37 protein-coding genes and 1 tRNA gene are annotated in these 21,390 nt (G+C 56.2%); 1 reads left to right on the top strand and 37 read right to left on the bottom strand.

The window, feature by feature from the left end; all coding sequences use genetic code 11:
- The first annotated feature begins 2 nt into the window (after nt 1–2).
- The gene (locus HQL63_03315; GenBank protein MBF0175866.1) at nt 3–881 is read left to right on the top strand and encodes a M23 family metallopeptidase; all 879 of its coding nucleotides are present in this window, start codon (nt 3–5) and stop codon (nt 879–881) included.
- Between the two features lie 75 nt (nt 882–956).
- Here the strand turns inward: HQL63_03315 and HQL63_03310 are convergent, their stop codons facing one another.
- From HQL63_03310 to HQL63_03130, 37 genes are all read right to left on the bottom strand, one after another.
- Entirely contained in the window at nt 957–1,373 is a 417-nt protein-coding gene (locus HQL63_03310; protein ID MBF0175865.1) for a PIN domain-containing protein, read from the bottom strand.
- On the bottom strand, nt 1,351–1,581 hold the full coding sequence (locus HQL63_03305) for a hypothetical protein (GenBank protein MBF0175864.1): 231 nt from the start codon (nt 1,579–1,581) through the stop codon (nt 1,351–1,353). Before HQL63_03305 ends, HQL63_03310 begins: the two co-directional genes overlap by 23 nt.
- Before the next feature lie 113 nt (nt 1,582–1,694).
- The gene (locus HQL63_03300) at nt 1,695–2,042 is read right to left on the bottom strand and encodes a translation initiation factor Sui1 (protein ID MBF0175863.1); all 348 of its coding nucleotides are present in this window, start codon (nt 2,040–2,042) and stop codon (nt 1,695–1,697) included.
- 424 nt (nt 2,043–2,466) lie between these two features.
- Nucleotides 2,467–2,871 carry a DUF1640 domain-containing protein gene (locus HQL63_03295; GenBank protein ID MBF0175862.1) on the bottom strand — a complete coding sequence of 135 codons (405 nt, stop codon included), beginning with the start codon at nt 2,869–2,871 and terminating at the stop codon, nt 2,467–2,469.
- A 152-nt stretch (nt 2,872–3,023) separates the two neighbouring features.
- Nucleotides 3,024–3,099 (bottom strand) — tRNA-Asn (locus HQL63_03290).
- 148 nt (nt 3,100–3,247) lie between these two features.
- Nucleotides 3,248–4,036, bottom strand: coding sequence for an SAM-dependent chlorinase/fluorinase (locus HQL63_03285; protein MBF0175861.1), 789 nt, complete (start codon nt 4,034–4,036; stop codon nt 3,248–3,250).
- A gap of 75 nt (nt 4,037–4,111) precedes the next feature.
- Nucleotides 4,112–4,507 carry a 50S ribosomal protein L17 gene (gene rplQ, locus HQL63_03280; protein ID MBF0175860.1) on the bottom strand — a complete coding sequence of 132 codons (396 nt, stop codon included), beginning with the start codon at nt 4,505–4,507 and terminating at the stop codon, nt 4,112–4,114.
- Between the two features lie 13 nt (nt 4,508–4,520).
- Nucleotides 4,521–5,540, bottom strand: coding sequence for a DNA-directed RNA polymerase subunit alpha (locus HQL63_03275; protein ID MBF0175859.1), 1,020 nt, complete (start codon nt 5,538–5,540; stop codon nt 4,521–4,523).
- A 25-nt stretch (nt 5,541–5,565) separates the two neighbouring features.
- On the bottom strand, nt 5,566–6,192 hold the full coding sequence (gene rpsD / locus HQL63_03270) for a 30S ribosomal protein S4 (GenBank protein ID MBF0175858.1): 627 nt from the start codon (nt 6,190–6,192) through the stop codon (nt 5,566–5,568).
- 32 nt (nt 6,193–6,224) lie between these two features.
- Nucleotides 6,225–6,620, bottom strand: coding sequence for a 30S ribosomal protein S11 (rpsK, locus tag HQL63_03265; GenBank protein MBF0175857.1), 396 nt, complete (start codon nt 6,618–6,620; stop codon nt 6,225–6,227).
- 2 nt (nt 6,621–6,622) lie between these two features.
- Entirely contained in the window at nt 6,623–6,994 is a 372-nt protein-coding gene (gene rpsM / locus HQL63_03260; GenBank protein ID MBF0175856.1) for a 30S ribosomal protein S13, read from the bottom strand.
- An 81-nt stretch (nt 6,995–7,075) separates the two neighbouring features.
- Nucleotides 7,076–7,192: a 50S ribosomal protein L36 gene (rpmJ, locus tag HQL63_03255; protein MBF0175855.1), complete on the bottom strand. Its 117-nt coding sequence runs from the start codon at nt 7,190–7,192 to the stop codon at nt 7,076–7,078.
- Nucleotides 7,193–7,377: 185 nt separating this feature from the next.
- Nucleotides 7,378–8,709, bottom strand: a complete 1,332-nt coding sequence (gene secY / locus HQL63_03250) for a preprotein translocase subunit SecY (GenBank protein ID MBF0175854.1) — start codon at nt 8,707–8,709, stop codon at nt 7,378–7,380.
- A 3-nt stretch (nt 8,710–8,712) separates the two neighbouring features.
- Nucleotides 8,713–9,207 (bottom strand): 50S ribosomal protein L15, encoded by a 495-nt coding sequence (gene rplO, locus HQL63_03245; protein ID MBF0175853.1) that lies wholly within the window; start codon nt 9,205–9,207, stop codon nt 8,713–8,715.
- A gap of 11 nt (nt 9,208–9,218) precedes the next feature.
- Complete coding sequence (gene rpmD, locus HQL63_03240) at nt 9,219–9,404, bottom strand: 50S ribosomal protein L30 (GenBank protein ID MBF0175852.1); 186 nt, start codon at nt 9,402–9,404, stop codon at nt 9,219–9,221.
- An 89-nt stretch (nt 9,405–9,493) separates the two neighbouring features.
- Nucleotides 9,494–10,012, bottom strand: coding sequence for a 30S ribosomal protein S5 (gene rpsE / locus HQL63_03235; GenBank protein MBF0175851.1), 519 nt, complete (start codon nt 10,010–10,012; stop codon nt 9,494–9,496).
- A gap of 56 nt (nt 10,013–10,068) precedes the next feature.
- Nucleotides 10,069–10,434: a 50S ribosomal protein L18 gene (rplR, locus tag HQL63_03230; protein ID MBF0175850.1), complete on the bottom strand. Its 366-nt coding sequence runs from the start codon at nt 10,432–10,434 to the stop codon at nt 10,069–10,071.
- A 14-nt stretch (nt 10,435–10,448) separates the two neighbouring features.
- Nucleotides 10,449–10,982 carry a 50S ribosomal protein L6 gene (gene rplF, locus HQL63_03225; GenBank protein MBF0175849.1) on the bottom strand — a complete coding sequence of 178 codons (534 nt, stop codon included), beginning with the start codon at nt 10,980–10,982 and terminating at the stop codon, nt 10,449–10,451.
- Nucleotides 10,983–10,994: 12 nt separating this feature from the next.
- The gene (gene rpsH, locus HQL63_03220; protein MBF0175848.1) at nt 10,995–11,387 is read right to left on the bottom strand and encodes a 30S ribosomal protein S8; all 393 of its coding nucleotides are present in this window, start codon (nt 11,385–11,387) and stop codon (nt 10,995–10,997) included.
- A gap of 31 nt (nt 11,388–11,418) precedes the next feature.
- The gene (locus tag HQL63_03215) at nt 11,419–11,604 is read right to left on the bottom strand and encodes a type Z 30S ribosomal protein S14 (protein MBF0175847.1); all 186 of its coding nucleotides are present in this window, start codon (nt 11,602–11,604) and stop codon (nt 11,419–11,421) included.
- Nucleotides 11,605–11,622: 18 nt separating this feature from the next.
- Nucleotides 11,623–12,162, bottom strand: coding sequence for a 50S ribosomal protein L5 (rplE, locus tag HQL63_03210; protein ID MBF0175846.1), 540 nt, complete (start codon nt 12,160–12,162; stop codon nt 11,623–11,625).
- Between the two features lie 20 nt (nt 12,163–12,182).
- Nucleotides 12,183–12,515 carry a 50S ribosomal protein L24 gene (gene rplX / locus HQL63_03205; protein ID MBF0175845.1) on the bottom strand — a complete coding sequence of 111 codons (333 nt, stop codon included), beginning with the start codon at nt 12,513–12,515 and terminating at the stop codon, nt 12,183–12,185.
- 9 nt (nt 12,516–12,524) lie between these two features.
- Nucleotides 12,525–12,893, bottom strand: coding sequence for a 50S ribosomal protein L14 (gene rplN / locus HQL63_03200; GenBank protein ID MBF0175844.1), 369 nt, complete (start codon nt 12,891–12,893; stop codon nt 12,525–12,527).
- Nucleotides 12,890–13,165: a 30S ribosomal protein S17 gene (rpsQ, locus tag HQL63_03195; GenBank protein ID MBF0175843.1), complete on the bottom strand. Its 276-nt coding sequence runs from the start codon at nt 13,163–13,165 to the stop codon at nt 12,890–12,892. The genes rplN and rpsQ overlap by 4 nt, the downstream gene beginning before the upstream one ends.
- 4 nt (nt 13,166–13,169) lie before the next feature.
- The gene (rpmC, locus tag HQL63_03190) at nt 13,170–13,376 is read right to left on the bottom strand and encodes a 50S ribosomal protein L29 (protein MBF0175842.1); all 207 of its coding nucleotides are present in this window, start codon (nt 13,374–13,376) and stop codon (nt 13,170–13,172) included.
- Entirely contained in the window at nt 13,376–13,792 is a 417-nt protein-coding gene (gene rplP, locus HQL63_03185) for a 50S ribosomal protein L16 (GenBank protein ID MBF0175841.1), read from the bottom strand. Before rplP ends, rpmC begins: the two co-directional genes overlap by 1 nt.
- Nucleotides 13,793–13,814: 22 nt before the next feature.
- Nucleotides 13,815–14,453: a 30S ribosomal protein S3 gene (gene rpsC / locus HQL63_03180; protein MBF0175840.1), complete on the bottom strand. Its 639-nt coding sequence runs from the start codon at nt 14,451–14,453 to the stop codon at nt 13,815–13,817.
- Between the two features lie 35 nt (nt 14,454–14,488).
- Nucleotides 14,489–14,830: a 50S ribosomal protein L22 gene (gene rplV / locus HQL63_03175; protein ID MBF0175839.1), complete on the bottom strand. Its 342-nt coding sequence runs from the start codon at nt 14,828–14,830 to the stop codon at nt 14,489–14,491.
- Nucleotides 14,831–14,845: 15 nt separating this feature from the next.
- Nucleotides 14,846–15,121: a 30S ribosomal protein S19 gene (gene rpsS, locus HQL63_03170; GenBank protein ID MBF0175838.1), complete on the bottom strand. Its 276-nt coding sequence runs from the start codon at nt 15,119–15,121 to the stop codon at nt 14,846–14,848.
- 31 nt (nt 15,122–15,152) lie between these two features.
- The gene (gene rplB, locus HQL63_03165; GenBank protein MBF0175837.1) at nt 15,153–15,983 is read right to left on the bottom strand and encodes a 50S ribosomal protein L2; all 831 of its coding nucleotides are present in this window, start codon (nt 15,981–15,983) and stop codon (nt 15,153–15,155) included.
- 21 nt (nt 15,984–16,004) lie between these two features.
- Nucleotides 16,005–16,304, bottom strand: a complete 300-nt coding sequence (gene rplW, locus HQL63_03160; GenBank protein MBF0175836.1) for a 50S ribosomal protein L23 — start codon at nt 16,302–16,304, stop codon at nt 16,005–16,007.
- Nucleotides 16,301–16,924, bottom strand: a complete 624-nt coding sequence (gene rplD, locus HQL63_03155) for a 50S ribosomal protein L4 (GenBank protein MBF0175835.1) — start codon at nt 16,922–16,924, stop codon at nt 16,301–16,303. The genes rplW and rplD overlap by 4 nt, the downstream gene beginning before the upstream one ends.
- Before the next feature lie 11 nt (nt 16,925–16,935).
- Nucleotides 16,936–17,580: a 50S ribosomal protein L3 gene (rplC, locus tag HQL63_03150; GenBank protein MBF0175834.1), complete on the bottom strand. Its 645-nt coding sequence runs from the start codon at nt 17,578–17,580 to the stop codon at nt 16,936–16,938.
- Between the two features lie 70 nt (nt 17,581–17,650).
- Complete coding sequence (rpsJ, locus tag HQL63_03145; protein ID MBF0175833.1) at nt 17,651–17,959, bottom strand: 30S ribosomal protein S10; 309 nt, start codon at nt 17,957–17,959, stop codon at nt 17,651–17,653.
- Between the two features lie 238 nt (nt 17,960–18,197).
- Nucleotides 18,198–20,276: an elongation factor G gene (gene fusA, locus HQL63_03140; GenBank protein ID MBF0175832.1), complete on the bottom strand. Its 2,079-nt coding sequence runs from the start codon at nt 20,274–20,276 to the stop codon at nt 18,198–18,200.
- Nucleotides 20,277–20,341: 65 nt separating this feature from the next.
- Entirely contained in the window at nt 20,342–20,812 is a 471-nt protein-coding gene (gene rpsG / locus HQL63_03135) for a 30S ribosomal protein S7 (GenBank protein MBF0175831.1), read from the bottom strand.
- Between the two features lie 146 nt (nt 20,813–20,958).
- The gene (locus tag HQL63_03130) at nt 20,959–21,330 is read right to left on the bottom strand and encodes a 30S ribosomal protein S12 (GenBank protein ID MBF0175830.1); all 372 of its coding nucleotides are present in this window, start codon (nt 21,328–21,330) and stop codon (nt 20,959–20,961) included.
- Nucleotides 21,331–21,390: the final 60 nt, after the last annotated feature.

Below are 21,390 nucleotides of genomic sequence, written 5' to 3'. Positions count from 1 at the left end.
CGATGATGCACAGACCAACGTGGTGGCTGGCTATCCTGCTGGCAACACAGATGCTGGGGGCAAAAGTCGCTTCCAGCAACGAATCCCTGCACCTCTCGGCACCGCTGCAACCAGGCATGGCGGTCATGGTGTCGGTACCTGGGTTTCCCCACGGAAGCCGCTTCGAGGGCAGCTTGGCAGGCAACCCCGTCCCCTTCACAGCCGATGGACAGGCCCTGCTTGCATTGGACATGGAGGCAAAAACAGGTACGCTCCTTCTGGAGGTCAGGGTCCAACCTCCCTCCGGCAAAACGGTCATCCTGAGAAAAAATCTACAGATCCCCAAACGTTCTTACCATGTCGAAACGCTGACCCTGCCTGTGAACAAGGTCAATCCCAACCCTGAGGATACGGCGCGAGCCGCCAGAGAGACCGCATCCATCCTGGCCGTTTATCAGCGACGCGGCGGCAGGGTTGGATTCGTTGACGGATTTCGGATACCCGTAACTGGGCGATTTTCCGGAGTCTTTGGCAGCCGTCGGCAGATCAACGGTCAGATGCGCAACCCCCACAACGGTGTTGACATAGCTGCGCTGGAAGGGACGCCCGTGATGGCACCCGCTCCAGGAACCGTGGCTCTGTTGGGAAAAAACTATTTCTTCACCGGCAACACGTTGCTTCTGGACCATGGCGATGGCGTCATCTCTCTGTACGCGCACCTGCATGATTTTCGTGTCGCAGAGGGGGAGTGGCTCCCCGCCGGAACCGTCCTGGGCACGGTCGGCAAGACGGGACGCGCCACGGGTCCACATTTGCACTGGGGGTTTCTGGTGCGGGGGGCGCGGGTCGATCCGCTGCTGCTTCCCGGTATCCTGGGTACGGTCAATGCGGGGCAGAATTGATGGGCAAACGCCCGTTTTTAAACAAGAATCCTGGAAATAGGTGCGGCGCAGACCTTGCTCAATACCTGGGACGACTCAGCGAAATGGATTGAAGATGGTGATGCCTTCGACCTCGCGTCCGTGGCTCAGATCCTCGGAGTATATCTCCAGGCAGCCAGAAGCTCGTGCAGCGGAGATGATTGCACTGTCCCAATACGAAAAATCATGGGTTGCCTTGATCTCCAACGCACCACGCATGACCGCGACAGTGATCCCCTGAACCCGGAATCGCAACCAGGTGCGAACCAGACCGGCAGCGACCTCATGCGGAATGGGATCCGGCCTGGATACACGGGTGGCCTGAACATAGAACTCCTGCAACACCTGCACCGACAGAACCCAATCATCCTGGTCCAGGAGGCCTATGGCAACTCCCCTCTTTCTGTCTTCCGCAGCGGCACAGCTGATAGAATAAAGGAGAATGTTGGTGTCAAGAAATCGCATACCGATCATGCACCTCGTCTCGGTTTAAACGATCCGAGGCGGTAAAAGTTAAAACTGCTGCCCTTAGGGAGCGTTCCTCACGTTTGAGTTGTTCGTTCTCGCTTTCTCCTGAGGCCCATTGGACAAGGAACCCCTTGACCATGGCTGAGACGGAAGTGTCCATGGCCGCAGCTTTCATGCGAGCGACCTGGGCCAACATGGTTTTTCCGACACCCATCAGCCGGGCAATGACAGGGTTGCAGATGCGCGGCACATAGCCAAGTTTCAGGCCCGACACGGTCAGGATCTCGATCGCCAGTTCGACATGGAAGGTTGCGCATCTCTCATGACCTATCCCCCGGCGCGCTTGACGACCCAACCCTGATGGCTCAATTGTTCGATCACCCGTCCCACGTGTTCCCCCTGGAGTTCAATCACCCCCTCTTTCACCGTACCACCAGTCCCGCAGGCTACTCTGAGGGATTGACCCAGTTGTGCCAACGATTCAGAATCCAGCGCAACGCCCCGCACCAACGTCACGCATTTTCCCTTGCGCCCTTTTGTCTCTCTGGAGACGCGCACGACGCCGTCGGCACGGGTGTGTGACCTCTTCCGACTGCACGCACACCCTGCAACAGGCTGACGGCAATCGGGGCACATGCGACCCCGTTCTGTTGAATAAACGACCCTGTCCGCCATGTTATGGCGCCCTGATTCAGTCATGACACCCTCTCAACCGCTCGGCAGTGTCGCACGTTGATCTGATGGGTCTTATAATTCCACATTGATTTCCGCCAAGCCGAGGCCACTCTGCATCGTGCTGCCAAAAAGGCCCAACGCCAGGCCATGGAGGTCGGGGCGGAACCGGTCATCTACCAGGACTCCTCCAAACATGCGCACCTCACACCCAAGGACGCAACTTCGAAGCCCTGCTGGTAGCGGTATGCCGCCTGCCGCAACGCTCCGGGCATGGAGTGCCTGGCCACTCCAGAATGCACGGCTTCCGGCTGGTGCGTCAGAAGGGTAGCCATATGGCACGGTGGGATGATCTTTTTTCACAAACCGTTGCGTGAACTCCATGTCACGCCGAACCGAGACACCGGCGCGGGTGGGGATGCCGGCGTCACCTTGTCGGTGGCGTCCCGGATGGCAGTTGCGGCGCATGGTAGGGCAGGCGCATTTCCTGGGAGGTGTGCGGTGGTGCGTAGGCAGGTGGAGCATGCTGATTCATCTTCATCATGGCGAACATGGTCCCGATAATCAGCATGGTCTGGGCCGCAAACATGCCGACCATCCACTTGATGGTTTCAGCCTTTGAATCAGATATTTCCTTGCGTACCTTCTCAACTTCCAAGCGCACCTCATCAACATCACGCCTGGTTGCCACTCCTTCCTGAAGGGTTGCCTCCACCTTTTGGATGACCCTGGACAAGGCATTGGCCTGGGCTTCGGCCTGGGCAGATGGAACGCCAGCAACTTCCAGTTCCTTCACAAAGGCCAGGGTATCGAACGGTATGGCGTGACTCACGTCTCGTCTCCTCCTGCGTCCGAGGATATCTCACAACACCAGGAAAAATCCACTTGCATGCGCAGATCGAAAGCACCCACCAAAAGGAGCAACCTGGTCGCACCAAACAAAAAAGGCCACCATGCGGGCAGCCTTCACTGTCTGATTTGTATTGGCTCCCCGGGCCGGACTCGAACCAGCGACCCAGTGGTTAACAGCCACTTGCTCTGCCAACTGAGCTACCGGGGAAGATATCGCCTTGCAGTGGTCGACAAGGTATCGGGTTTCCCCTTCAGGGTCAAGTGCCGGCAAATCACCTCCCAAAAAACCCTCCAGGTCGGTCAACAAGGCGGATGACCGGGCCATCGCAACCGTTCAGCCCTCTTTCCCACGGCGACTATGCCGCATCCACGCTCACTCTCAGGGTCACCTTGGTACCGATACCAGCCTGGTAGCGCAAGGCGGCACTGCCCTGGTTGACGACCACTTCCATGGTACCAAACCCTCCGGCCACCAGCCCCACTTCACCCTTACGCAGATCGGAGAAGGTTGCCACCTGGACACCACAGGGTTGACCATCAATCCAACCGACTACCGGGATTCCAGCCATTTCATTGGCGGGTAGACCTGTCACCAGGTTGCCGAAACGATCCACCAGCATCACATGGGTTTCCCACTGATTCTGGGCCATGTGTTCCCACTCTTTGCCCACAAGGCGTTGGGGATCACCCACGGGCTTCCCAAGTTGCCAAGGTTCATAACCATTGAGCAGTTGGCCCACGACGGGCGCCATGATATCCCGCCCCTGGAAGGTCGTGCTGGAACCGGCAAAGGCCGACAGGTCAACCGAATAGACCAGACTGTCTTCGCGCAGCAGGAACGGTTCCAGCAAACCATTATCCGGCCCCACACCGATCATGCCGCCCGATTGCACCAGAAGGATCCGTCTCTGACCACCCACCCCAGGGTCGACAACGCAGAACCAAATCGCTGGAAAGGGCATAAAGCGCATGGTTCTGCCGATCATCCACGCACCCACGTGAACGGCAAAAGGTGGAACATCGTGGTAAAGATCGATGCAGCGCAGGTTGGGGCAATTCCGGTAGAGGACGCCCTTGATCTGCCCCACATAGGGGTCTGTGCTGCCGAAATCAGTCAACAGGACAACCGGTGGTTGACCAACCATCTCCTCACTCCAAAAAAAAAGGGCGGGGAAAAATCCCCACCCCTGTTCTTGTCGACTTCACAAGCGCCACAGCGCCTATTTCCCGTCTCCAGCCACTTGGCCGCCGCCCGAAGCGGAACGCTCAACCAGTTCGATAAGGGACATGGCAGCACAATCTCCGTAGCGAAAGCGCGTTTTGAGAACCCGCGTATAACCGCCTGGGCGGTTGCGATTCCGTTCCGCAATATCGTTAAAGAGTTTGTGAACCGCATCCTGGTTTTTGATCGTCCTCAGGGCCATCCGCCGGGCATGCAGATCACCCCGCTTTCCCAGGGTGATCATGCGATCAGCGAACCTCTTGAGAACTTTGGCCTTGGTATCAGTGGTCTCAATCCTCTCGTGGATAAATAGACTGCCCAACATATTGGAGATCAATGACTTGCGATGCGCGGAATCCCGGTTCAATTTCCGGACACATTTGCGATGTCTCATGTGTGCAACCTTCCTAGAAGTTATCTTCCTCGAATTGCCGGGAGAGGTCTTCGATATTTTCGGGCGGCCAGTTATCGAGGGTCATGCCCAGGTGGAGGCCCATTTCCTCAAGTACCTCCTTGATCTCATTCAAGGATTTACGGCCAAAATTAGGGGTTTTCAACATTTCAGCCTCGGTTTTCTGAACCAGATCGCCGATGAAGACAATGTCATCATTTTTTAGGCAATTGGCAGAGCGAACCGAGAGTTCAAGCTCATCAACCTTGCGGAACAGATTGGGGTTCCAACGCGGCCCTTTCTCTTCTTCTCTGGACTCCTTGATCGGCACCTCTTCAAAGTTGATGAAGGGGTTCAGCTGGTTTTGCAGAATCTTCGCCGCCAGAGCCAAGGCATCTTCGGGTGAAACTACGCCGTTGGTCTCAATTTCCATGACCAGTTTATCATGGTCTGTCTGGTGTCCGACGCGGGCATTCTCGACACGATAGGCAACGCGCTTGACTGGGTTGAAGCTGGCATCGACAGGGATATCACCGATGGAGGTTGGTTCGTCCTCCCGGCCCTGTGTAGCGCGCACGTAGCCTTTTCCCGAGTTGACCGTCATTTCGATGTCGAGCTTGCCACTCTTGTTCAAGGTGGCAATGTGGTGGTCGGGGTTGAGGATGACAATATCGGAACCGCACTGGATCCTGGAAGCCGTCACCACCCCTTCGGTATCAGCTTTAAGGTACATGGTTTTGGGGCCATTGCCCTGCATGTTAATCGCGAGACCCTTGATATTCAGAATGATCTCGGTAACATCTTCCAGAACGCCAGAGATGCTGGAAAACTCATGCAGCACACCATCGATGCGCACCGAAGTGACAGCCGCACCCTGAAGCGACGAGAGGAGCACCCGACGCAACGCATTGCCCAACGTTGTACCAAAACCACGCTCCAGAGGCTCGGCAATCAGAGTTGCCCGCCGGGTGATATCACCATCCCCGATGAGCTCAATGGTCCGGGGTTTTATCAGTTCCGTCCAATTCCTATGCATCTAAGCTCCCCTGAACCCATGTAAATTATTTAGAGTACAGCTCAACGATCAAGTTCTCGTTGATGTCGGCAGGGAGGTCGCTTCGATCTGGAACTGACCGGAACACACCGGACATTTTCGCTGGATCCAGTTCCAGCCAGGAAGGAACGCCCCGGGAAGTGGCCTTCTCCACAGCCGCCTTGATGCGCAGATGCTCCTGGCACTTGGGCACGACGGTTATTTTGTCGCCGGGTTTCACCAGCAAGGAGGGGATATCGACTTTCCGGTCATTGACCAGAACTTGCCGATGCCGCACTATCTGCCGGGCTTCGCTCCGGGAGATGGAGAATCCAAGGCGAAAAACGACATTGTCAAGGCGGCGTTCCAGGAGCGTGAGCAGATTACTGCCGGTGACACCGCGCATGTTTTCAGCCTTCTTGAAGAGATTATGGAACTGGCGTTCCAGAAGGCCGTAGGTACGCTTGATTTTTTGTTTCTCGCGCAGATGGATGCCGTAGTCAGAAACTTTTCGCCGTCTCTGACCATGCTGTCCGGGGATATAACTGCGGCGCTCAATGGCGCATTTGTCAGAGAAGCATTTCTCACCTTTCAGGAAAAGTTTGGTTGCTTCTCGCCGGCAGATTCGGCATTTGGATCCAAGATAACGAGCCATTTGTCAGTCGAACTCCCGAAAACAGTGTCAATTCAGACGCGCCGACGCTTGGGCGGGCGGCACCCGTTGTGTGGGATCGGTGTCACATCCTGTACAGTACCGATGTTGAAGCCGATTGCGGCCAAAGCGCGCAAGGCCGATTCACGTCCAGAACCGGGGCCTTTCAAACGCACCTCCAGATTGCGCATGCCATGTTCCATGGCTTTTTTTCCAGCAGCCTCGGCGGCCATCTGGGCGGCAAAGGGGGTGGATTTGCGCGACCCTTTGAACCCCTGGGCGCCGGCAGAGCCCCAGGATAGCACGTTCCCCGAAGGGTCCGTGATGGTGATCAGGGTATTGTTGAACGTCGATTGAATGTGGACAACACCGCTGGCGATATTTTTTCGCTCACGCCGCCGAACACGCACGCCTTTCTGGACCTTGTTCATGGTCAGGCTCCTTTCTTCCCGGCGATAGGCTTACGCGGGCCTTTCCGGGTTCTGGCATTGGTGTGGGTTCTCTGTCCGCGCACGGGCAAACCGCGACGGTGGCGCAACCCCCGGTAGGTTCCCAAATCCATCAGACGTTTGGTGTTCATAGCCACCTGGCGGCGTAGGTCACCCTCGACGGAGTGCTGGGCATCGATGATGGAGCGAATTTTGGCTACCTCTCCATCCGAGAGTTGATGGACCCTCGCATCCAGTGAAATGCCAGCTTCTTCAATGATTTTTCGCGACAGGTGCCGCCCGATGCCAAAAATGTAGGTCAGGGCGATCTCAATCCGCTTGTTGACGGGAATATTGACTCCAGCAATTCGGGCCACTTCTCAACCTCCGAGGGGACAGACTACCCAGGCCTTCGGGAAATTCAGAACCTCACACAAACCCCGACGACCTGAAATCATTCAGCCTTGCTTTTGTTTGTGTTTGGGATGCTTGCTGCAAATGACCCGCACCAAACCCTTTCTGCGGACCACCTTGCAATCCTTGCACATGACCTTAACCGATGCGCGGACTTTCATGTCACCACTCCTGCATTATCAATTGACCGGGCTTTCGCCACTCCAGCCATTCTGCCACATGAGGGCAGCCAGTCGCCGAACCACCAACTCCCAGTGAGCGTTTCGTTCATACTATCCATCCCTCTGCGATGGATGACCAGGACAACCCCATTGCCCGGTCACACCGGTCCTGTGTGTCGTTGGGGCTAACGCCGCCCTTTGATCTTGGCCTTCTTCATGAGGCCTTCATACTGCCGGCTGATCAGAAAGGATTGGATCTGCGACACAGTATCCATGGTGACGCCTACCACAATCAGCATGGAGGTTCCACCGAAGTAGAACGGAACGTTGTAGTTGGCAATCAGGATCTCTGGCAGCAGACAGACCGCGACAACGTAGATGGCGCCGATCAACGTCAAGCGGGTCAAAATCTTATCAAAGTGTTCCGCCGTGCGCTGCCCAGGACGGATACCGGGAACAAAACCACCGTACTTACGCAGATTGTCGGCAGTTTCTTCCGGGTTGAAAACGATTGCCGTGTAAAAAAAACAAAAAAAGATAATCGCCGAAGAGTAGAGAAGCATGTGCATGGCGTGACCAGGCGAAAGCGACGCCGACAGGGACTGCAACCACTCCCAGGGAGCAAAATTGGCAATCGTCACCGGGAAAAGGATGATGGCACTGGCAAAGATCGGCGGAATCACTCCAGCCGTGTTTACCTTGAGGGGAAGATGGGTCTGCTCGCCACCCACCATGCGGCGACCGCTCACCTGGCGCTTGGCGTATTGAATGGATATGCGCCTTTGTGCCCGTTCCATGAAGATGATGAAGCTGGTCACCACGATAGACATAATGACCAGAAACAACACAAACAGGGGCTGAAGATCCCCGGTGCGCGTCAGTTGCAAAGTGTTGGCCATGGCAACAGGCAGGTTGGCAACAATACCGGCAAAGATGATGAGGGAAATCCCGTTACCAATCCCGCGCTCCGTGATTTGTTCGCCCACCCACATGATGAAGGCCGTACCAGCCGTCAGGGTCACTACTGTGATCATCCTGAAGTGCCAACCTGGCTGGACCACAACCGACAACCCCCCGGCCTGCATGCTCTCCATGCCATAGGCAATGCCAAATCCCTGAAAAATCGACAGGGCGATTGTCCCATAGCGGGTATATTGGTTGATCTTACGGCGGCCCGACTCCCCCTCCTTCTTGAGAGATTCAAGTTTAGGCACAACCGTCGTCATCAATTGGAGAATAATAGACGAGGAGATATACGGCATGATACCCAAGGCAAAGACAGTCAGACGCGACAGGGCACCGCCGGAAAACATATTGAACATGCCCAACAACGTCCCCTGCTGCTGGGCAAAAAAAGCAGCCAGAGCCGACGGATCAATCCCTGGAATCGGCACATGGGCGCCGACCCGATAGACGATCAACATGCCGAGTGTGAAGAGCAACCGCCTGCGCAGCTCGGGAATTTTTCCAAGATTACCAAAACCGGCCAAAGGCGACTGCTGGGTACTGATGGTCATGGGTTACTCAGCCAACGCCGCAGAGTTATGAGACTCATCCGAGCCTGCGTCCGCTCCGGGAGGGAGAATCACCTCCCCGCCAGCTGCAACGACCCTCTCCATGGCCGCACGGGAAGCCTTGTCAACATGAACCTTCAAGGGCACCCCAAGCTCACCGTTATTCAGGAGTTTGATGCCATCCTTGTGCCGCTTGTAGAGACCCTTTTCGCGCAACAGAGCCTCAGTCACTTCGGTATGGGCAGGAAACGCATTTAAATCATCCAGGCTGAGGAGGCTATACTCCTTGCGAAACGGGTTTTTGAAACCACGTTTGGGCAGGCGGCGCTGCAAAGGCATCTGGCCGCCTTCGAATCCCACCTTGTGGTAGCCACCCGAGCGCGCCTTCTGCCCCTTGGTGCCTCGACCACCGGTCTTGCCATTACCACTGCCGATACCCCGACCCTTGCGCTTTCCTTCCTGGCTGTTGCCCGGAATGGCTGGCAATTCGTTCAATTTCATCTTTCACGTCCTCAATCGACGATCTGCACCATGTGGCTGACCAGGAATATCATCCCGCGCACCGAAGGATTGTCGGGCAATTCGCGCACGCGATGCATGCGGGTCATCCCCAGACTCTTCAGGATGCGTCTGTGCTTCTCCGGGCGTCCAATATGCGAACGCACCAACTTGATTTTCAACGTTTTAGACATGGTCATCATCCCGGACCTTCTTGAACAACCGCCACAAACAAGAGGAAAGCAGCCCCATCAGCAAGCCAACCCGACGCCATCTGGAACCCCTAGGGTCAAACCCAGACCTGCTTGACTGTCATGCCACGCTTGGCGGCCACCTCTTCGGGCGCACGAATATCTAGAAGCGCCTTGAAGGTTGCCTTGATCAGATTGTGGGGATTGGATGTACCCGTCGATTTGGCCAATATGTCTCGTATTCCCAGCGCCTCGAAGATTGGACGCATCGATCCACCCGCAATGATGCCGGTTCCATCCGCAGCCGGGCGCAACACGACAGACCCGGAACCGTATTTGCCAACCATTTCGTGATGCAGGGTACGTCCGTCACGAATGGGAATGGCCACCATGGATTTTTTGGCCTGCTCAGTGGCCTTCCGGATACTCTCGGGAACCTCTTTAGCCTTGCCAAGACCATATCCGACCATGCCGCGACCGTTACCAACCACAACTATGGCCGAGAAATTGAAGCGGCTGCCACCCTTGACGACCTTGGCCGTCCGTTTGATGACCACCAATTTTTCAATAAGGTCTTCGTTTTGCCAACTTTCCGCGTTTCGGCGCGCATTCGTCATGACAGCATCCACCCCTTCAAAACCGGTCCTTCAGGCTGACTCACACAGGTGCCCGACTAAAACTCCAGACCACCTTCGCGGGCCGCATCCGCCAGGGCCTTGGTCCGACCATGGAAGCGGAATCCACCCCGGTCAAAAACCACCCGGGTGATATTGGCTTCCTTGGCCTTGACAGCCAAGCGTCGCCCGACGTGGGCAGCGGCATCCATATTGCCGCCGTATTTGATTTGCTCCCGGACCTCACGCTCAAGGGTCGAAGCCGAGACCAGCGTCTCCCCCTTGCTGTCGTCTATGATCTGGGCATAGATCTGCTTCGCGCTCCGGAACACCGAGAGACGCAGCCGATCGCTGGTCACCTGCCGGATCTTGTAGCGTACCCGATTGGAGCGGGTTTGTCTCGACTTTTGCCGATCCTTTGCCATGGACCGTCCCTCTCTTACTTCTTCTTGCCTTCTTTACGTAAGACCGTCTCTTCCAAGTACCGGATCCCTTTACCCTTGTAGGGCTCGGGTGGCCGATACTGCCGAATTTCGGCACAGGTCTGCCCCAACCTCTCTCGGTCAGCTCCTGTCAGGGTCAACAGAGTATTTTTTTCAACTTCAACATGAACACCCTCGGGCAGATTATAGTCAACAGGGTGAGAGTATCCCAGGGTCAATTTGAGAACCCTCCCGCTGACAGCGGCCCGGTAACCGACACCGACAATCTCCATCTGCCGGGTAAAACCCTCCGAGACGCCACGCACCATATTGTTCAGCAGGCTCCTGGTCAACCCCCAAAGAGCACGCGCTGCCCGATCCTGGTTGCGAGGTGATACGGTCAGGACACCCCCTTCCAGGTGAATCTCCACATCCGGATGGAAAGTCCGTGTCAACGTCCCACGTTTGCCTTTGACCGAAACAGTCTGGTGATCCACCTTCACATCCACCCCAGTAGGGAGGGGTATGGGTTTCTTGCCAACTCTCGACATCGCATTTCCCCGTTAAAAAACGGTACAGATCAACTCGCCACCGACACCCATCTCCCGCGCCTGGCGGGTCGAGACCACACCCTTGCTCGTGGAGAGAATGGAAATACCCAACCCCCGGTTCACCCTCGGGATATCATCTTTGCCAAAATAGAGCCGACGCCCGGGCCGCGAACAGCGGCGAATCTCTTCGATCACGGGCCGGCTGCTGTGATATTTCAGCTTGACCCGCAAGGCAGGCCAGCCGTCTTGTCCGTCGATCCTCTCAACGCTGGAAACATAGCCTTCCGTAACCAGGATGGCGCAAATACGCTCCTTGATATTCGAGTAGGGGATCTCCACCACCCCCTTGCGAATGGCCTGGGCGTTGCGGATGCGGGTCAGCATGTCGCTGATTGGATCGGTCATTCCCATGAAACAGCTCCGAAAACTCCAAATGTTACCAGGAAGCCTTGATGATGCCCGGAATCTCGCCGCGCAACGCCAACTGGCGCACACAGATCCGGCACATCGTAAACTTGCGCAGATAGCCCCGGGGCCGGGAACAACGCTGGCACCTATTATAGGTCCGCACCCTGAATTTAGGCTTGCGCTTTGCCTTTGCGATCAATGATTTCTTTGCCATGAAGAGATTCCCTGACGATCAATTCCTGAAAGGCATTCTGAAGCCACGCAGCAGGGCCTTTGCTTCCTGGTCGGTCCTGGCAGTGGTGACGATGATGATATCCATCCCCCGGACAGCATCCACCTTATCGTAGTTGATTTCCGGGAAAATGATCTGCTCCTTGACACCAAGGGCGTAGTTCCCACGGCCATCGAAGGAGGTTCCAGAAACCCCCCGAAAATCGCGCACACGCGGCAAGGCGGCGTTGATGAACCGGTCAAGAAATTCGTACATCCGATCACGGCGCAAAGTCACGCGGCAGCCTATCGGCATACCTTCCCGAATTTTGAAACCCGCGATGGATTTTTTGGCCTTGGTCATCACAGCTTTTTGACCGGAGACAGCCGTCATATCCTCAATCGCCCCCTGCAAATGGCTCTTGTCGACCACGGCCTGTCCAACGCCCATATTCAGAACGACCTTCTCCAGGCGAGGGACTTGCATGATGTTGGTGTACTTGAACTCCTGCATCAGGGCGGGAACGACTTCCGTCAAATATATCTCTCTCAACCTGGACATCTTCGGTTCCTCATCCCTCGTCAGCTATCGAGCACATCCCCGGTGCGGCAGGCGATACGCACTTTCCGGCCGTCTTGCAGGATTTTCTTCCCAATACGCACCCCTTTTCCCGTGTCAGGATCGACGATCATGACATTCGAGATATGAATTGGGGCCTCCTTCTCCACGATGCCGCCCTCCTTGCCAGCGCTTGGCTTGGTATGGCGCTTGACCATATTCAGCTTGGCTACCAGAACGGCATGGGAGGCGGGCAAAATCTTCAGAATCTCTCCCCGCTTGCCGTTCTCCTTCCCGGCGATGACAACCACTTGGTCGCCCTTCTTCAGGTTGGTCCGGAAGTTTCCTTTTTTCATGGCCTGCACCTACAACACTTCTGGAGCCAGGGAGACGATCTTCATGAAATTGCGGCTACGCAATTCACGGGTCACCGGCCCAAAAATACGGGTTCCGATGGGTTCGCCCTGGGCATTGATCAAAACGGCGGCGTTGGTATCAAACCGGATATAAGAACCGTCCGGGCGCCCCATCTCCTTCCGGGTACGCACGACAACGGCCCGCGCCACTTCACCCTTCTGCACCTTGCCACGCGGCATGGCCGATTTGATCGAGACGATAATCACGTCGCCGATGCGGGCATAGCGGCGCTTGGATCCGCCAATCACCTTGATGCATTGGACCTTTTTGGCGCCAGAATTGTCCGCCACATCCATGATGGTTTGTACTTGTATCATTGGGCACCTGCCGCATCGTCCGAAGCCACCGTAGCCCCGGCAACATGGTCAATCACTCTCCAGCATTTGGTCTTGCTGATCGGGCTGCACTCTTCGATACGCACCACATCGCCCACCTTGCAGGCGTTCTCTGGATCGTGGGCATGGTATTTTTTGTTGCGTCTGACAATCTTCCCATAAAGCGGATGCCGGATTTTCCGTTCCACCTGAACCACCACGGTTTGCTGCATCTTGTCGCTGACAACCGTTCCCTGCATCACCCGCCTGGCCATGACTTTATGACTCCCGTTCCTTGCGGACCCGTGCACCAAGGATGGTCTTGATGCGGGCTATCTCTTTCCGGACCTGGCCGATCCGCGACGTTTTCTCCAGCCGCATGGTCGCCTTCTGGAAGCGAAGGTTGAACGACTCTTGGTACAGGGCACGGAGCTTCTCATCCAAGGCCGTGTCAGACATTCCGTGCAGTTCCGTCGTTGCCGCCATCACACACCTCCACCACGCATGACGAACTTGGTCGGAATGGCCAGCTTGGCTCCGGCCAACCCCATGGCCTCCCGTGCCAACTCCTCGGTCACGCCTTCCATCTCATACAGGATACGCCCGGCCTTGACCCTGGCAATCCAGAACTCCGGATTCCCTTTACCTTTTCCCTGCCGAACCTCGGGCGGTTTCTTGGAAACCGGAATATCCGGGAAAATACGGATCCAGATACGACCACCGCGCTTGATCTTTCGGGTCATCGCACGGCGTCCCGCCTCAATCTGACGCGCCGTGATCCGCCCGGCTGTCATGGCCTTCAGGCCGTACTGGCCGAACGCCAATTCCGCCCCTCGGTAGGCCAGACCATGGATCCGACCTTTGAAGGCCTTGCGGTATTTCCTTTTTTTGGGTTGCAACAGCATGGGTTTCGGCCCTCAACCACTATTTCTGGTCTTTGTCGATGATCTCGCCCTTGAACACCCACACCTTGACACCGATGATTCCGTAGGTGGTCAAGGCCTCAGAGAAGCCGAAATCAATGTCGGCCCGCAGTGTATGCAGAGGGACACGACCTTCACGGTACCATTCCGTCCGGGCAATCTCACCACCTCCCAAACGCCCGGAACAGTTGATCCGGATCCCCTGGGCACCAAGGCGCATGGCAGAGGTCACTGCCCGCTTCATACCCCTGCGGAAGGCCACACGACGCACCAACTGCTGCGCGACATTCTCCGCAATCAACTGTGCATCCATCTCCGGCTTACGCACCTCAACGATGTTGAGTTGCACATCCGTACTGGCAACCTTGCGGATATCTTCCTTCAACTTCTCGATATCGGCGCCCTTTTTTCCAATGATGATGCCGGGGCGGGCCGAATGGATATTGATCCGCGCCTTTTTGGCTGGCCTCTCGATGACAATCTTGGAAACGCTGGCATGTTCCAGGCGCTTCTTCAACCAAGCTCTCAGCTTGACGTCCTCAATGAGCAGCGCGGCATACTCTTTGTCCGCATACCACCGGGTATCCCAGGTTTTGGTGTTGCCCAGCCTAAACCCGGTCGGATGTACCTTTTGCCCCATTTAATCGTCCTCTCTCGTCTTGCGTCGAGCCCCGATCATTCCTTGAATCCCACCGCGATGGTGATGTGGGACGTCCGTTTGAGAATGCGGCACGCGCGACCCCTGGCCCGTGGCCGAAACCTCTTCATCTTGGTCCCCTCGTCCACGAAGGCACGCAGAATATAAAGTGTGTCCACATCCAATCCAAGATTATTCTCAGCATTCGCGATGGCAGAACCCAGGGTCGTCTTGATGGTTCTGGCCACACGCTTCTTGGAAAAAGTCAGCAACTCAAGCGCCTTATCCACACCTAGCCCGCGAATCTGGTCAACGACCAATCGCGCCTTCGTGGGAGAAACCCGAACCGATCGGGCTTGTGCTACAGCTTCGCTTCCCATGCTTCTGTCCTCGTCTTATCGGCGGCTGGTCTTTTCGCCACCGTGACCGTGGTAGGTCCGCGTTGGGGAAAACTCCCCGAGCTTGTGTCCCACCATGTTCTCCGTTACCAGGACGGGAACGAATTTCCGGCCGTTGTGAACCCCAAAGGTATACCCAACGAACTCAGGTATGATGGTCGAACGTCGCGACCAGGTTTTTATCAGTTCTTTGCGCCCATCGCCACGGAGCTTCTCCACCTTCTTCAGGAGAAAGGCATCAAAGAAGGGGCCTTTCTTGATTGACCGTCCCACAAGCCACCTCTCACCTCACAAGTTTACCCGATCACCGGCGCCGCATGATCATGCGATCAGACGGCTTGCCCTTCTTCCGGGTCTTCTTACCTTTGGTCGGAAGCCCCCATGGGCTCACTGGGTGACGTCCACCCGAGGTCTTCCCTTCACCACCACCGTGCGGATGGTCTACGGGATTCATCGCCACACCACGAACTGAAGGACGAATCCCCATCCACCGATTCCTTCCCGCCTTGCCAATCTTGATGTTGCCATGATCCGGATTGGAGACCATGCCAACCGTCCCCATGCAATCGAGAAGAACCATACGCATCTCGCCGGAGGGCAACTTCAACTGGGCATACTTCCCTTCCTTACCCATCATCTGCACCGAGCTGCCGGCAGAACGAGCCAACTGGGCACCCTTGAGGGGTTTCATCTCGACATTATGCAGAATCGTACCAACGGGAACGATCCGCAACGGCATGGCATTGCCGGGTTTGATGTCAACGACACCCGGCTTTATGTCCGATATGACCGTCTCCCCCACCTCCAACCTTTGTGGGGCCAGAATATACCTTTTTTCACCATCGGCGTAAGCCAGCAATGCAATGAACGCTGTCCGGTTCGGGTCATATTCGATACTGGCCACCTTGGCCGGGATACCATGCTTGTCGCGTTTGAAATCGACAATGCGGTAGCGCCGCTTATGACCACCACCCTGATGGCGTACCGTTGTGCGACCGTAATTATTCCTGCCGCCCCGACTTGGCAAAGGGGCAAGAAGACTCTTTTCCGGCCCCTCCTTCGACAACCCGGAATAGTCGACGGTAATCAGCTGACGTCGCCCGGGGGAGGTGGGCTTGTAATTCCTGAGTGCCATGCGTGGCCTCCCGAATTCGGGTTATCCCTTCTCGAAGAAATCGATCGACTGGCCTTCGGCCAAACGAACAATGGCTTTTTTCCAATCACTCCGGCGTCCGACCGTCTTGCCGAAACGCTTCTCCTTGCCGATCATGTTGAGGGTCTTGACATCAAGAACCGTCACTTTAAACAACGACTCAACAGCCGCCTTGATCTGGGGTTTGTTAGCCCAGGTCGCTACCTTGAATACCACCTGGTTCCCCTTGGCCATGACCATCGTCGATTTTTCGGTCACCACGGGAGCCTGCAAGACCCCAAACAAGGTCAATGCGTCGCTCATGCCAGCCTCTCCTCGATTTTATTCAACGCAGCCTCGGTCATGATCACTTTTTCGTGCCGCAGCAGGTCATAAACGTTGACCCCCTCTGCCCGAATAACCGAAATCCCGGGAAGATTCCGAGCCGACACCTGTACTTTCCGGTCCTCGGCGGGAATGACGATCAAGGCGGAACGCTCAGCCCCCAGATTGCTGAGAATGGCGCGCATCGCCTTGGTCTTGATTTCGGCAAAATCCAGCTTGTCCAACAAAATCAGGTCTCCATCAAGTCGCTTCACCGAGAGGGCGGTTTGCAGAGCCAAACGACGCACCTGCTTGGGCAACTTTGTCGCGTGGCTGTGCGGATGCGGCCCAAACACGACACCACCCGTCCGGTAATGGGGAGCACGGATGGTACCCTGACGCGCATTGCCCGTCCCCTTCTGCCGATAGGGCTTCTTGCCGCCACCGCGTACATCGGACCGGGTCTTGGTGGAAGCACTTCCGGAACGCCGCTTGGCCAGCTGATACTGCACCATACGGGCCAGAAGGTCTTCTCGCACCGGGCGCCCAAAAGTCTCATCTTTCAGAGAAAGTTGGCGCAATTCCTGGTTGTTTGCATCTTTGAGCGGATGTTCAATCATGGCATGGCCCTTCAGCTCTGCTCACCCTCTTTGACGGCGTCCCGGACCAGGACCACCGAACCTTCCGCGCCGGGGACGCTGCCATGTACAATCAGCAGATTTTTCTCGGTATCCACCGCCGTCACCCGCAGACTTTGGACTGTGACATTTCTGTCACCCATATGACCCGCCATCTTCTTGCCCGGCATAACCCGCCCTGGGGTTTGCCGCTGGCCAATGGAACCAGGGGAACGATGCACCTTGTGCGCACCATGCGAAGCCTTGCCACCCTTGAAGCCCCAACGCTTCATGACCCCGGCGAAGCCCTTGCCTATACTGCGCCCCGTTACATCAACCAACTGCCCGACGGCAAAGAGATCCACGGAGAGCTGCTGCCCAACCTCGTAGGCCTCCGGGTTGTCGACCCGAAACTCTTTCAGGAGCCGTTGCGGGGGAATGTTCGCTTTGGCAAAGTAACCCTTCTCAGGTTTGCTGACCCGACTGGGTTTTTTCTCCTCAAAGCCGATCTGGACGGCATTGTAGCCATCCGTCTCCTGGCTTCTCTTGGCCACCACCGGACACGGACCCATCTGCAACACGGTCACAGGCAACCGCTCACCCTGTTCGGAAAACGTCTGGGTCATTCCCAGCTTCCGGCCTATCAGTCCTGCGCGCATCCCCAAATCCTTCCTTCAAATCCTTCTTGCATTCCACGCCTTTCACAGCGTCGTCCGCGCCAGCACCACTTTACAGCTTGATCTCCACGTTGACACCGGCTGCCAAATCCAGCTTCATCAAGGCATCCACCGTCTGCGGTGTAGGATTGACAATATCAATCAACCTCTTATGTGTCCGAATCTCAAACTGCTCACGGGACTTTTTATCCACATGCGGCGAGCGCAACACCGTGTAGCGGTTGATCTTGGTGGGCAAAGGTATAGGCCCACGAATCTCAGCACCGGTGCGGCGAGCCGTCTGGACAATTTCGCCCGTGGACTGATCGAGTATACGGTGATCAAACGCTTTCAACCGAATACGGATTTTCTGGTTTTCCATCCAAATTCACTCCACCTGACAGCCCCGTTGTTTGGCCTTACAGCTTCCCGCCGCGGACCAACCGAACGCATTTCCATGATCGACTCAACCCCGGTGCGACCCACCGCATCTCACCACAGCGCCGCAACGCACCACAAGCCGGAACCTTCATTTCATCTTTACACCGACGCCAACCGGTCGCGACCCCACCATCGGAGCCTGCCACCTCAACAACCCTGAACTCTACCCGGCACCGACTCTACCCTTTAGCTTTCGCAATAATCTCTTGGGCAACACTCTCAGGCACCTGCTCATAATGATCAAACTGCATCGTATATGTGGCACGACCCTGCGTCATGGAACGAATATCCGTGGCATACCCAAACATGCCTGCCAGAGGAACCATGGCCCGCACAATCTGCGCTGTGCCGATGGAGTCCATACCCTGAATCTGCCCTCGCCGCGAGTTGAGATCCCCGATGATATCGCCCATATACTCTTCAGGCATCTCGACCTCGACCGCCATGACAGGCTCCAGAAGGACGGGTCTGGCTTTTTCGCAGCCCGACTTGAACCCCATGGAGGCAGCCACCTTAAAGGCCATTTCCGAAGAGTCCACCTCGTGGTACGAACCGTCGTAGAGCGCAACCCGAACATCCACCACCGGATAGCCGGCCAACACACCACTCCGCAGTGCCTCCTCAATCCCCTTCTGCACAGCGGGGATATACTCGCGGGGAACAACACCGCCTCGAATCTCATCTAAAAACTCAAAACCTGCGCCAGGCTTGTTGGGCTCCAAACGCAACCACACATGCCCAAACTGACCGCGCCCACCGCTCTGCCGAATAAATCGCCCTTCGCTCTCGACACTCTTGGTCAAGGTCTCCCGGTAGGCCACCTGCGGCTTACCCACGTTGGCATCCACCTTGAACTCACGCTGCATGCGATCAACAAGAATTTCCAGGTGCAACTCACCCATCCCGGAAATAATGGTCTGGTTTGTCTCGTGATCGACCTGAACCTTAAAGGAGGGATCTTCCTGGGCCAAACGTCCCAGAGCAATACCCATCTTCTCCTGGTCTGCCTTTGTCTTAGGCTCAATGGCAATGTGAATGACGGGATCTGGAAACACCATCCGTTCCAGAACCACCGGTTTATTAGGATCACACAACGTATCGCCGGTGGTGGTATACTTCAAACCAACAGCCGCCGCAATGTCCCCAGCGCGAACTTCCGAAATATCTTCACGCTTGTTGGCATGCATGAGCAGAATTCGGCCAATGCGCTCCTTCTTGTCCTTGACGGAATTAAGAACGTAGGATCCGGATGCCAATGTCCCCGAATAAACCCGGAAAAACGTCAGCGTTCCCACGAAAGGGTCCGACATGATTTTGAAGGCCAGCGCCGAAAATGGTTCGGCGTCGTCTGGCTTGCGGACCAGTACATCGTCCGAGTCCATCTTGTGCCCTTGAACTTCGACCGTGTCAATGGGCGACGGGAAATAATTGACCACGGAATCCAGCAAAGGCTGCACGCCCTTATTCTTGAAGGCCGACCCACAAAGAATCGGCACAAAACTGTTGGCAATAACAGCCTTGCGGATACATTCAGTCAACTCTTCCTGCGATATCTCACCACCCTCAAGGTATTTCTCCATGAGGGCATCGTCCTGTTCCAGGGCTGTCTCCAGCAGCAGCAGACGCGCCTCTTCCACCTCTTCCTGCATGTCAGGCGGGATGGGCGCTACGACAAACTTGGCGCCCAGGGACTCGTCATCGAACAGCAGGGCTTCACGAGAGACCAAGTCGACCATGCCCCGGAATGTCTCTTCCACACCTATCGGAATCTGGAGAGGGACCGCCGACGCGCCGAGGCGGTCACGGATCATGTTGACGACCCGCTTGAAGTCCGCTCCCATGCGATCCATTTTATTGACAAAGGCAACCCGGGGAACCTTGTAGCGGTTAGCCTGTCTCCAGACCGTTTCCGACTGCGGCTGTACACCACCAACGGCGCAGAAGACGGCAACCGCCCCATCGAGAACCCGGAGTGAACGCTCCACCTCAATGGTGAAATCCACATGCCCTGGGGTATCGATAATGTTAATCCGGTTCTCTTTCCAGAAACAGGTGGTCGCAGCCGACGTGATGGTGATGCCCCTCTCCTGCTCCTGCTCCATCCAGTCCATGGTTGCGGTGCCATCATGCACCTCACCCAACTTATGGGAGCGCCCGGTGTAGTAAAGGATACGTTCCGTTACAGTCGTCTTGCCGGCATCAATGTGCGCCATGATGCCGATATTCCGCACCTGCGCAAGTGGTATTTCCCTCGCCACTGCCTACCCCTGTCAAAGAACAAAATTTGGAGATGCGTGCGCACCCCTCTCCATGTCAAACCGTTTCACCACCGATAGTGGGCAAAAACCTTGTTCGCCTCAGCCATCCTGTGGGTATCGTCCCGCTTCTTGACTGTCGCGCCGCGCCCCGCTGCCGCTTCGATCAACTCGGCTGCCAAGCGCTCCCGCATGGTCTTCTCACCCCGTTTCCGGGCAAAACCGACGAGCCAACGTATCGCCAAAGTTTGCCGGCGGCTTGGACGCACCTCGACTGGCACCTGGTAGGTGGCGCCACCAACTCGGCGCGAACGAACCTCAACCGTCGGGCGGGCATTATCCAGCGCATCCTTGAACACCTTCAGAGGATCCTCTTTGGCCCGCTCACCAACAATCTCCAGGGCACCGTAGAACAAACGCTCCGCAAGGGATTTCTTGCCATCTCTCATAAGGCAATTCATAAACTTTGTGACCAGTTTATCCCCATACACCGGGTCCGGTACGATTTCCCTTTTTGGAACTTCACGACGCCTGGACATCCAGTTGACTCCCCTGCTATGGCCTTGTTCCGGTCAAACCAAACCACTCCACACCTGACCAGCCCCGCAAACACCCTCTTCATCTTAACAAACGCGCCACCTGCGACCCTATCGGGCAACCATGGGCGCTTGCAATCGCCACAGGGCTACTTGGGCCTTTTCGCCCCATACTTCGACCGACCCTGCTTCCGATCCTTGACCCCTTGCGTATCCAGGGTGCCACGCAGAATATGATACCGAACTCCTGGCAAATCCTTGACGCGGCCACCACGAATCAAAACCACGGCATGCTCTTGCAGATTGTGACTCTCGCCAGGAATATAGGCCGTCACTTCATGGCCATTGGTCAGGCGAACACGCGCCACTTTACGCAAAGCAGAGTTCGGCTTCTTGGGGGTCGTTGTGTAAACCCTCGTACATACCCCACGTTTTTGGGGGCAACTCTGCATGGCCGGCACATTATTCTTCCTGCTCTGTGGCCGACGCCCATTGCGCAGCAGCTGATTGACGGTTGGCATATCTGAGGTCACTCCCACCTTTGTTACGATCCACAAATCCCTCGAGCCAGGGAACTCACG

Source organism: Magnetococcales bacterium (assembly GCA_015231175.1).
Classification (GTDB): domain Bacteria; phylum Pseudomonadota; class Magnetococcia; order Magnetococcales; family DC0425bin3; genus HA3dbin3.
The sequence above is the reverse complement of the archived record's forward strand: the minus strand, read 5'-3'. Positions and strand labels throughout refer to the sequence as shown.